This window comes from Flavobacterium sp. N2038 (genome assembly GCF_025947185.1).
Classification (GTDB): domain Bacteria; phylum Bacteroidota; class Bacteroidia; order Flavobacteriales; family Flavobacteriaceae; genus Flavobacterium.
The window spans coordinates 3,044,955-3,056,511 of the sequence record NZ_CP110001.1; the positions used below are offsets into that span (position 1 = coordinate 3,044,955).

At 35.5% G+C, this 11,557-nt stretch carries 7 protein-coding genes; 4 read left to right on the top strand and 3 right to left on the bottom strand.

Annotation, left to right across the window (positions count from 1 at the left end; all coding sequences use genetic code 11):
• Window positions 1-147: 147 nt before the first annotated feature.
• On the top strand, window positions 148-1,755 hold the full coding sequence (locus OLM51_RS13525) for a class I SAM-dependent methyltransferase (RefSeq protein ID WP_264554294.1): 1,608 nt from the start codon (window positions 148-150) through the stop codon (window positions 1,753-1,755).
• Window positions 1,756-1,847: 92 nt separating this feature from the next.
• On the opposite strand, the gene OLM51_RS13530 is transcribed toward OLM51_RS13525, so the two are convergent.
• Both OLM51_RS13530 and OLM51_RS13535 read right to left on the bottom strand, forming a co-directional pair.
• On the bottom strand, window positions 1,848-2,300 hold the full coding sequence (locus tag OLM51_RS13530) for a hypothetical protein (protein ID WP_213256432.1): 453 nt from the start codon (window positions 2,298-2,300) through the stop codon (window positions 1,848-1,850).
• 90 nt (window positions 2,301-2,390) lie between these two features.
• On the bottom strand, window positions 2,391-3,026 hold the full coding sequence (locus OLM51_RS13535) for a hypothetical protein (protein ID WP_264551132.1): 636 nt from the start codon (window positions 3,024-3,026) through the stop codon (window positions 2,391-2,393).
• Window positions 3,027-3,614: 588 nt separating this feature from the next.
• Between OLM51_RS13535 and OLM51_RS13540 the strand changes: the two genes are divergently transcribed.
• From OLM51_RS13540 to OLM51_RS13550, 3 genes are all read left to right on the top strand, one after another.
• Window positions 3,615-6,692: a LodA/GoxA family CTQ-dependent oxidase gene (locus OLM51_RS13540; protein ID WP_264551133.1), complete on the top strand. Its 3,078-nt coding sequence runs from the start codon at window positions 3,615-3,617 to the stop codon at window positions 6,690-6,692.
• A gap of 2 nt (window positions 6,693-6,694) precedes the next feature.
• A complete protein-coding gene (locus OLM51_RS13545) occupies window positions 6,695-7,822 on the top strand; it encodes an NAD(P)/FAD-dependent oxidoreductase (RefSeq protein WP_264551134.1) in 1,128 nt (375 codons plus the stop codon).
• 320 nt (window positions 7,823-8,142) lie between these two features.
• A complete protein-coding gene (locus OLM51_RS13550) occupies window positions 8,143-9,960 on the top strand; it encodes a phospholipase D-like domain-containing protein (RefSeq protein WP_264551135.1) in 1,818 nt (605 codons plus the stop codon).
• 121 nt (window positions 9,961-10,081) lie between these two features.
• Here OLM51_RS13550 and OLM51_RS13555 read toward each other — a convergent pair whose 3' ends face one another.
• Window positions 10,082-11,554, bottom strand: coding sequence for an NAD(P)/FAD-dependent oxidoreductase (locus tag OLM51_RS13555; protein WP_264551136.1), 1,473 nt, complete (start codon window positions 11,552-11,554; stop codon window positions 10,082-10,084).
• Window positions 11,555-11,557 lie beyond the last annotated feature (3 nt).

Consider the following 11,557-nt stretch of genomic DNA (forward strand, 5'->3'; position numbering starts at 1 on the left):
AACAAAAATAAATTATCTTTATAATAACCAAAGATTTTTAGCTAATGATAGTGGTACTTCTTAAAAGAAAATCTTAGTATTTAATACGTCAAAATCAATGTACCCTGAATTAAAAAATTGCTGCTTTAACAATTTCATTCTATGACTATGACCAATACATCAGAACTTCGAAGCTTCATTTTCAGACACCTTGATGGTTTGGCAGTTGCTCCTGTAGCAATTGCACTTAAAAAAAAGGCAGTTCTGGAATTTATCCTGAACAAAAAGCAAATACAGTTAACAGAACTTGTAAGTGTTTTTAAAGCAAACGAAGGCTATCTTAATGTTGGCCTGAGGATTTTAGCCTCTCAGGGTTTTTTAGATTATGATGTCGATAACAGTAAGCAGGAAATTACGATTACTGTAAATGAAAAGACAAAAACCGCCTTTTCGCTGTTTTATCTCTATGAAGATGTGGTTGATTTACTACAATTTTCGACCCAGTTTCATCCCCGCATTTTTGATGATGCCCCATTTGAAAAGCTCAACGCTATATTTGAAAAATATAAAAAAAACTATGGCATTGAATCTTCTGATGATGTTCTGACAAACGATATTCAGAATCAAATTTTAAAACATATAGAAGGTTATTTGATTGGTCCAACAATTGTACGTCTGGCCATGAATGGAATGTTTCATAAATATTTTATGGAAACTTCTTTCAGGCCGGAAGAGTTTCATAAATCTCCCGAAAATTTCAAAAAAATACTAGACTTTTTTGTCCATCTTGGATGGTTTCTGGAAAAAAATGGTAATTATCAATTTACAGAAACAGGTTTGTTTTATGCCAAAAGAGCCAGCGCTTATGGTGTTACAGTTTCTTATTTACCCACTTTTGCCAAAATAGAAGATCTGATTTTTGGCGATGCGGCAGTACTAAGAATGATTGCTGATGGCGAAAACGAAATACATGTTGATCGCGAAATGAATGTATGGGGAAGCGGTGGTGCTCACGATACTTATTTTAAAGTGATAGACGAGATTATCCTGAAGCTTTTTAACTTACCAATTGAAGAACAGCCAAAAGGAATCCTGGATATGGGTTGTGGTAATGGAGCTTTTCTGCAACATATTTTTGAAGTAATCGACAGACAAACTTTAAGAGGAAAAATACTTGATGAGTATCCGTTGTTTTTGGTTGGTGTTGATTACAATCAGGCTGCGCTTAAGGTAACCAGAGCCAATCTGATAAAAGCCGACATTTGGGCAAAAGTAATCTGGGGTGATATTGGACGTCCGGATATGCTTTCAGATGACCTGAAAGAAAATTACAATATTGATTTGAAAGACTTGCTAAACGTAAGAACATTTTTGGATCATAATCGAATCTGGCAAGACCCGGAACAAATCAACAAAGAAAGAATTAGCACATCTACCGGAGCATTTGCCTACAGAGGAAAAAGAATCAGCAACAATCTTGTTGAGGATAATCTTCTGGAACATTTACAAAAATGGTCGCCATATGTGCGCAAATTTGGTTTGCTTTTGATTGAGTTACATACTATCGATCCAAAACTTACTGCAAATAATTTAGGAAAAACACCCGCAACAGCTTATGATGCCACACATGGTTTTTCTGATCAGTATATTGTTGAGATAAACGTTTTTAATAAGATTGCATCAGAAGCCGGATTATTTCCCGATAAAACCGTTTTTAAAAGATTTCCGGATGCCGATACAGCTACTGTCAGCATTAATTTACTGAAAGGAAACTGACAAAAATACAACGCTTTAAAGCGAAAAACATAAAAAAACCTCCAGATTCAATTGAATTTGGAGGTTTTTAATTATTCTTGACTATGTAAATATTACATTTCGTTCAAATCGTTGAATTCGTGTAATGATTTCAATGTACTTTCGTAAAATAAAATTGCCGCGATAAGGTTTCCTTTATCTGAGTATGGCATCATTTTTCTTTGAAACTCTACAGTTGTATCTAAGAAAGTTGTAGTTCCAACTGCCTGACCATCTAATACTTTTTTGTGCTCACTATCGTCTGGAATACCTAAGTCTGCCATTGTAACACCTGGTTTAGTAACCAAAGCAATGTAAGGAAGAGTTTTTACTAAAACTTTAATACGTTCAATGTACAATTCTAAAAGTTCTCCTTTTTGCATACCACTCAATTCTTTCTGATCATGGTATTTACGAATAATAGCTGTTGTACTGATAATACTTCTTGGAGCGTTTTTTGCTTGAGCTGAAACAGCTACAGTAGTTAGGAAGCAAAGGACTGTAAGTAAAATAATTTTGCTCTTCATTTTTAAATTAGATTTGGTTGTTTGGATGTTGACAAAAATAGAAAAATTAACTTTAATTACAAGTTTATTAATTTCTTTTTTTAAAATTTCTTATGTTTTTATTATTCTAAAACGTCCGGGGTATTTTATCCAGATACTTTTTTTATTACCATAATAATCCATGTATTCTTCGCAAACAAATACGGCATGTGCTGTAGACCAGGCAACAACGCCACAAAATTCACTTCCGGATTGTCGCTTTAATTTTTGAATTTGTTTGCCTAGTTTAAATCCTAAATACTTATAAATCGTTGGTGTATATACCGCACCATCTTCAAGATCTTCTAATGCTTTATCAAATGTAGCCTCCTTATCGATAATTTGCTTGTATTTTGCCATCACTGCATAAGTCAGAACTGCATAATCTTTTATTTTTTCGCTCTCGCAATTGTCTTTAATAAATACAAAATCGGCAGAAACTTTTGCTTTATTCATTTCGGTGCTGTTCAGCGTAAATGATGCATCATTTTTTAAAGTAATTTTATATAAATCTTCATTTAATTTTTCAGTTACAAAAAGACTGTCTAATCCATATACATTCAAAGATGCCTTAATAAAGGCAATTGAGGAACAATTGGTACGTTCTCCTTGTTTAAAGCTTTCGAATATTTTATCTGAACTTAATTGCGAATAAGAATTTGAACAGACAAAAATTAAAAATAAAAATAGTGAAGTAACAGATTTCATTGTCGTTAAATTTTTTAATTCTTTCCAGACTGATTTTGGGAATCTGATGGATCATGCAAATCTATAAAAATCAACTCATAATTTTTTTTTACTTCTTAATTTTTATCAAAAGTTATAAAGATTAATGCAAGTAGAGCCTTTTGAAAGGGTTACGATTTTATTCTTCCTGAATTTCCATAAAAGCGGTAAAATAAAAGAACCTTAATCATATTTTATTCGAATTGCTTTTTAAATAAAAGAGCTAAAGTCAAAGTAAAACATTCTCAACTGCCCCACTCTTATTAGTGTTTTTACGTGTTTGATTATTTGAGTCCGTAATTTTTTAAATTTAAATGTTTCATTAAAATTTAAAAAATAAAAGAAGGTTCAGTACTTATATAAGCATTCATTTTTTTGCAAAAAAAGCTCTTCATACCCATTTGAACTGACCAAAAAAACAAAACAACTAAACAACACAAAATCAATAAATTACAATAAAACAGTTTTTTACCCCTTTCAAAACACAAACAAAAAACAGGTGTTTTTACTTACATATTGGTTTGCAATAAATTGTAAGTTTGATAAAAAAACAACAAACATCCTACTATTATGAAAAGTATTATAAACAATAAAAGTGACGATCATTTATCTTGTGGCTGCGAAGATCCAATTGAAGGGCTTCGTTACATGTTTTGCAATTTAGTACAAGAAAAAAGAGTAAAACAAGGACAATGCCCCGTTCGAAGACCTGTCTTTTTAAGAACACATGGAATAATGAAGGGAAGCTTTGTTATTCATGAGAATCTCCCAAAAGAGTTTAGACATGGTATGTTTAAAAAATCCGGAACCTTTCCTGTCTATGTAAGATATTCTTCAGATCTGTCAGATGGCAGACCAGACTGGATGAGTACAATTGGTATTGGCATTAAAATATTTGGCATTCCCGGCGAAAAAGTAGTGAGTGATGACGGAGCAGAAACAGCAGATTTACTGTTACAGAATGTACCTTTCTTTTTTGTTGATAATGCCAGCGATATGTGCAATTTTACAAAAGCAAGTCTGGAAGGATGGGGAGATGACTGGGTACAGAAAAATGCCCCGCAAACCAACGAACTTCTTGATAAAATGGCAAAACCAATCCGATCTGTACTTGAAACAGAATTATGGAGTGTGGTACCATTTATGTTGGGTCCCAATAATCACTGCAAATATATACTTCGCCCCGGAACATCAACTTTCCCAGGCGATCCTGATATCAATGATCCCGATTTTATGGCAAAAGATCTTGAGGGACGTATAGCTTTAGGACCTGTTACATTAGATATCTATATTCAAAAACGTCCTGATAGCTCCCAATATGATAAAGCATATATAGAAGAACATTTTCCGCTGGATCGTGCTACAGTAACATGGGATGAAAAGATTGCAGTACCTGTTAAAGTTGCAACTATAGAACTTCCTCAGCAGGATATTACCAATGAAGAGCAGAAAATATACGGTGACTGGCTGGCTTTTAATATTGGCAGAGTGCCCGAAGCAAATCAGCCAGTGGGTAGTATCGCTCAGGCAAGAATGAGTGTCTATCAGACAAGTGCCGATTATCGCAGAAAATTAAATGATCAGCCAGTAACTGAACCGGTAAAACCGGGAGAACCAATCGTTAAAAATCCTGTTTGTCCTTTTCCGCATCATGATCCCAAACCAGAGCCTAAAGAGCTTACAGAGGATCAAATAAAAAAAATAACTCATGTAAAGATACATCCGGGAATTGGTATCGCACGTGTGGGTGATAGTCCTTCTGAGTATTATATTGGCCCTGAAGTATTCAGCCCCGAGCCTACCCAATTTGGTTCTACAAGAGATGCAGGAGGCGCTATAAAGCGTCAGGCAGCCCGTTTCAGAATATATGCATATGACAAATATGATAATGTAGTCGCCGAAGTTGAGCATACTAAAAACTCTAATATTCAGTGGTCTGTACATCTGGCTAACAAAAAAGCTTCATGGTATCAGTTTAATGCTGCTTTAGACATTCCTGCTACTGTAAGCCTCTCCGTTCCGTTACGAAATCCTAATGTGACAAGCAGTGGAAGAAGTGCATTATGTATTGATGCTGGCAAAACAATTATAACAGGTTTAAACATGAAAGATTCCAGTTATGTGATGACAGGTAATTTTGAAGGTACTCCTGTTACACTTGGAGAACTAAGAACAGATGATGTTGGCAGATTATTAGTATTACCTGGTTTTGGAGTTTCTGCAAGTCCTTCAAACAAACCCGTATACAGACCTGAAGATCCTAACAGTTTTAATAATGCCGATGGTTGGTATGACGATATTGCCGATGGTCCTGTGTACGCAAAAGTGACTATTGGAGGGCTAGATTTTGAAGCAGATTCTGCCTGGGTAGCATCGGCACCACCAAATTTTGCACCAGATCTTGTAGGCTGGAGAACTATGGATGATCTTTTACAGAATGTCTATATGCAATCTGGTATGCTGGATGTACCGCAAAAAATTTCTTTTAATGAACATGTTCGCCCTATACTGCAACGATTAAGCGAACTGCAATGGGTAAACAAAGGATTTCTTTCGATGTTTGGCGCCGGTGCTCCAATGAATTTTAATGATCCCGAACTAATGCTAAAATTATCTCATGTTCCATCAGATAATGCACTATATCCGGATCCGTATAAAGAACTTAGACGAGGTATATACAATAGTTTCAGGCCAACCAATACAAAAACAGCAGAAATTGCCGCATGGCCTTCTATTTACGGTGATGCTTTTGGATATACAAATCCGGATCCTAACTTACCTCCTGCCGCATCCACTTACCTGCAGTTACCTCCATTTTACACCTATGTTCTTACCAACTGGGTTCAGGGACTTTTTATAAATGATTATCAGCCTGAAACAAAAAAACCGCATAAAATTGAGGAAGTTGATCTTCAAAAACAACCTGAAACACTTGACAGGTCTGCCATGCACTTTTGTTTGGCAGATGCATTTCATCCGGGTGCAGAATTAACATGGCCCATGCGAAATGCCTCAATGTTTAGAGCCCCTTACAGAATTCGTAAATCTGAAGATGGAATAACAGAACCTTTATATGGTGCAACACTGGATAATAATACTGTAATGGCAGTAAACGGACCCTTATACGGTCAGTCTGCCGGTGGTCTTACAAGATGGATGGCATTACCGTGGCAGGGAGATACAGCGTTTTGCCGTTCGGGATATGATATGGAATACGATCCTTATTTACCAACATTCTGGCCCGCCCGTGTACCAAATCAAATATTAACAGATGTGGATTATCATACCCTTTGTGACACTTCCAAACCAATGGATATTAGAATAGCCGCTTTTCAAAACAGACCAAACTGGACCAGAATGTTTCCAAAAAGTCCCGCTCCTGAAGTAATGATGTTCATGGTATCTCACTTTAGTCAAATGGGAATCATAGAAGCAAAACCACGCCCTGAGGATATGGACTGGCTGCCTGAAAATATTTATGTAGAAAACCTGACTAAGGCAGAAAGTAAAAATCTTAAATCAGACAGTCTTCTTTTCAATAAAGCATTTAATGAACTTGGACTAAAAGATCAAAGAATGGCCGAAGCCGGATGGGATAGCGAAGAACAAAGAAATGAATTCTTAACCATTAAACGCAGAGGCAATTAATTGTGGATGATATAAAATTTGATGTAATTGTGGCTGGCGCAGGTCCTGCGGGATGCGCCGCCGCAATTATACTAAAACGGGCCGGATTAAAAGTTTGTCTGGCAGATAAGGAATTCACAGCCGACTACAAAGTTGGCGAATCGATTCCCGGTGCATCAATCCGACTCCTGAATCGTCTTGGTATAAACAGAATTGATGATTTATTAAATAAAAATGAGTACAAACCTTGTCACTCAAATGCTTCTTCTTGGGGAAATGAAGAATGGGTTTATCAATCCGGTTTAAAAAACCCCGAAGGTGGCGGATACCATGTAAACAGAATTCTTTTTGACCAGGCACTTAAAACAAAAGCAACTTCTCTAGATGTTCCGTTGTTTACCTCTTTAATAGACAAAATAAGTGTTTTACCTAATGAACAGTCTTCCAAAAGATTCCTCATTCAGTTTAAAGATGGTTCTTTTAAAAATATTACTGCAAAATGGATTATAGATGCAACCGGACGTAAAGCCGCTATAGCACACAAACTTGGTATAAAAAAAGTTCGTATTGACAATCAGATGGCTGCTGTAAATTGGGTTCAAGCTGCTGTTGATGATAACGATTTTGCTACAAGAATAAAATCAACACCTAATGGATGGTGGTACACTGCGCTTTTACCTGACCAAAGAAGAGTTATTGGATTTCAAAGTTTGCCTGATACTGTAAGCCAAATGCACAAACAACCAAATTTGTTTTTTCAGGAATTTAATGAGTCAGGAATATTACCCTATAAAATTACCAGCGAATCTAGTGTACAAAATATTGCTGTTGAAGCCGGATTATCTATATCTGAGTCAATTACAGAAAATCATTTTCTTTGTGTTGGTGATGCAGCACTTTCTTTTGATCCTCTCGCCTCTCAGGGAATTTTCTTTGCTCTTTACAGCGGAATCAAAGGAGCTGAAACGATTATAAATTGTATTAATAACAGCAATCTGGAAGATCAAAATCTTGCAGAGTACAAGTTTATCGTAAATCGGGTATTTAACGAAAATAAAAAAGCACTTCGCTATTTTTATTTAAATGAACTGCGTTACCCAAATTATCCTTATTGGAAAAATCGCTGGATCAATTATGAAGTTCTTTCCTGATGAAACAAAACGAATCAATAATTTTTTGGTTTAGTATGGTTTAACAAAAAAATCAATTATATCAATTCTCCTCAAAAGGTTTACATTTTTCAAGTGTAAACCTTTTCTATTTTAGTTCAGTCTCTAAAACTACTCCTTTTTCCATCTTCAAAAAAAACAAAACAAACCAGAACTATCTAGTTATTAATAAATTACATAATAAAAATCCATAAATCCCGTATTAGTACGCAGTACTATTTCAATTTCATTAACTAATTTCACTAAACAAAAATCATATCACTTTTATCGCTCTAAATATCAACAACTTAAAAACCAATTATATGCAAAACGCAATTGCTTTCTCTAACAATGACGTCATAACTATTGCCTGGAGTTTAGGTGAAAAACCAACAGGCTGTCTGGGATTTGCGATATACCGCATTGACGATAAAGGCATTGAAACCGCCCTGCCCAACAAGGCTGTTTTCGAAAATTTCCCCTCTTCTGATGACAAGTCATCAAAACTATTTCCGATTCAAAAATTCTATTGGAAAGATGTTTATGCAAGATTGGTTGCTGAAAAAACAAAGAACAGAATTTTTCAGTATAAAATTGTTCCCATGAAAGGCAGCCCGGGTCATCTGATTCCAATGGAAAATTATGCGCCAATGCTCACCAATAAAGTAGAAATTTCGGCTAATGCAGGAAATAATATGTATGCCTATTTCAACCGTGGAATTATCTCTACTCAAAGGGTTTCTAATTACCTCAATGGCAATTTAAACGTAGATTCTTTACGGGCTCTTGCTGCCGATTATAAAGGAAATCATGAATTGCGAGACAGTTTATCCGGCGATATGGTTGAGGCTTTGATTGGTTTTCTGGATCGAACAAAAGAAGGTGGTGAAATTTTTGCCGGTCTATATGAACTTGGAGATCCTGAACTTATTGAGAAACTTTGTAGTTTGGGTAATAAACTCAATATTGTACTTTCTAACTCTGCAAAACAAGAAAATGACGAAGAGAAAGGAAAATACATTAATAAAGAAGGTAAGGAAGTTTTTCATAAAAAGACCGTTGACGATAATGATCATGCGCGTGAAAGTCTCAAAAATAGCGGTGCTGTCTCTCATGCTCGCATAATGCCATCTGGTCATATCGGGCATAATAAATTTCTGGTGTATGTTAATGCTCAAGGAGTTCCAAAAGCTGTTCTTTTCGGATCCACAAACTGGACTCCTACTGGGCTCTGTACACAAACCAACAATACAATGGTGATTGAAGACGAAGCTTTGGCAAAACGTTATCTCGCCTATTGGAATGAAATGAAAACCGATACTATAAATGCAAACGGGCAAAGCAAAAAACTACAATCTACTGACTTTAGAACTCAAAATGCAGCAGGGAAAACGCTTCAAATTGGAGACATCTCTTTACAAAGCTGGTTCTCCCCTAATACCCCCGCCGCAAGAGGAAAACGTAGTCCTGACGAACCTACACCTGTAGATATGAAGGAAGTTATCAAATGTATTGATAATGCAAAAGAAGCGATATTGTTTCTGGCTTTTTATCCCGGAGCACCATCTTTAGCAAACTGGACAGCAAAAGCAGTAAAGAATAAAAAGGATCTTTTTGTTAGGGGAATGGTTACCAACGACAGTGCATCAGAGAACTTCTATTACGATCTTATTGACGAAGTTCCGCCTAAAAGAGAAAAAAATGTACCTATTAAAGAGGATTTTAGAGTAGGATCTGCAGATGCATTTAACGGAACTAATATGCCCGAGGGATGGAAAAAAGAAATTCTAAGTGCCGGATTTGCCATTATTCACGACAAAATCATGGTAATAGATCCATTTTCTGAAAACTGTGTTGTAGTTACCGGAAGTCATAATCTGGGTTATAAAGCTTCTTATGATAATGATGAGAATCTGGCCATTATTAAAGGCAATAAAAAACTGGCATTAGCTTATGCTACACATGTACTGGATATTTACGATCATTTCAATTTTAGAATTTATTACAAGAAAAAAGGACTTACCAATGCTTTTCTTGAAACCGATTCCGATGTTTTTTTAGCTAAATACTTTGATAAAAAAGGAAAAATAAAAAACTCTCAACTCAAATTCTGGATGGATGGGGCAAGCAAAATTTTATAATTCAGATTAAGACAAAATTCTGAGCCTGAATTCTACTAAAAAATGATTCATATTGAATTTACAAGGCTTACTTTATAATTTACTTTCTTAAAGTATTGGATTAATGTGAGCCTTATATATTCTAAGCTACAGCAAGTAATTGATTTGAAAGAAGAAATACAAAAGTTTTCTTAGACTTTTCTATGGTCATAAATTGATTCAGATTGGCAACAATATCCGAAACCACTTTGCCATGCATATTTTTAAGAAGCGGAAATAATTCTACCTGATCCAAATAAACTAAAGGTCGCTCCAGATTAGGATGAATTAATGCCTGTTTTATAACGATGCAGTCATTATCTATAGCATAAACAGATTTAAAAGTAACATTTGAAGAAACGACTATTTCCTCATTCCAAATTTTATACAAGATGTAGTCAACGGGAATTGGTTCTATGTGTTTTCTTTCAAATATAGATCTGCCAGTATTAAATTCTTTCTCCAGTTTACTTGTAAATTCTGATTTATTCTTCGAAATATCCAATTGAAAATTGGTTCTTTTTATCCAGAATTCCGTTTTATCGTGGCAAGCCCATGCCTTCTGATAATACTCAGCAGTCCAGTGTGTGTGATTTACAACTGATTCTATCATTTTTTCTTCATAAAAATTCTTTGGATGTTCTGAATCCGGGTCTTTCAGATAAGTATTTATTGCAATGGCAACCTGCAAAGAAAAACGCATTGCTTTTTCGACACCGGTAGACGAAAGCGGGTCTAAAGTAAAAGCAGCTTCACCAATTTTTACAAACTGATTATTCCACGGCGTCTGATTAACAAAAGATGTAACAGAACAACTTTCGATTGCATTGGCTTTTAACTGATTTACAAATGGTGCAAATAGCTCGGTTTTGCGCATTAAATCCAAAAGATGCAATTCACTTTTTTTGAATTTTACAGTATCTGTAAAAGCCATAATGCGATAGCGATTTTTACATACCGGAGATCCCCATAACCAGCCCTCATCAATAGCTTCAACAAATGCCTCCTTAAAAACGGCATTGTTATCAATATGTGTCCAGACCGCAATAGCGGGGGGCGCAATAGGAACTCTTTCATTCAAAAGCGTTCCTTTACGTCCTCTTCCGTCTAAAACTAATTTTGAGTTAATTTTAATTTCAGACGAATTATGTGTTATGTCTAAAATCCATCCATTTTGGGAATTGATAGACTGTTTTAATTTTCCCGGCTGTATCAAATACAATCCTTTTGAAACGGTAAATTGAAGTAATTCCTGATCGAGTTTACTCCTGTCTACAATTATTCCTCCATTATTTTGTCCCGGTCGTTCGTATATATGCCCTTTATTCTCCCAAATAACCCTGGCAGAAATAGTATTTAAATACATAGCGTCCTCTAACAAGTGACCTGCATTTAAATAATCAAAAATATTACGAATTCCGGGAGAAAGAGATTCCCCTATTTGTGATCTGGGAAATTCTTCCTGCTCCAGCATTCCTACTGTATAGCCCATATCTAATAAACGTATTGCAGCACATAATCCCGCGGGACCAGCTCCAAGAACAAAAACGTCAAAAGTTTCAGGAAATCTTTTCATTGG

Bases quoted from the DNA above. Each gene is read 5' to 3' on its own strand.
- OLM51_RS13530 (WP_213256432.1), bottom strand. From the start codon at position 2,300: ATGAAGAGCAAAATTATTTTACTTACAGTCCTTTGCTTCCTAACTACT.
- OLM51_RS13550 (WP_264551135.1), top strand. From the start codon at position 8,143: ATGCAAAACGCAATTGCTTTCTCTAACAATGACGTCATAACTATTGCC.
- OLM51_RS13525 (WP_264554294.1), top strand. From the start codon at position 148: ATGACCAATACATCAGAACTTCGAAGCTTCATTTTCAGACACCTTGAT.
- OLM51_RS13540 (WP_264551133.1), top strand. From the start codon at position 3,615: ATGAAAAGTATTATAAACAATAAAAGTGACGATCATTTATCTTGTGGC.
- OLM51_RS13535 (WP_264551132.1), bottom strand. From the start codon at position 3,026: ATGAAATCTGTTACTTCACTATTTTTATTTTTAATTTTTGTCTGTTCA.
- OLM51_RS13555 (WP_264551136.1), bottom strand. From the start codon at position 11,554: ATGAAAAGATTTCCTGAAACTTTTGACGTTTTTGTTCTTGGAGCTGGT.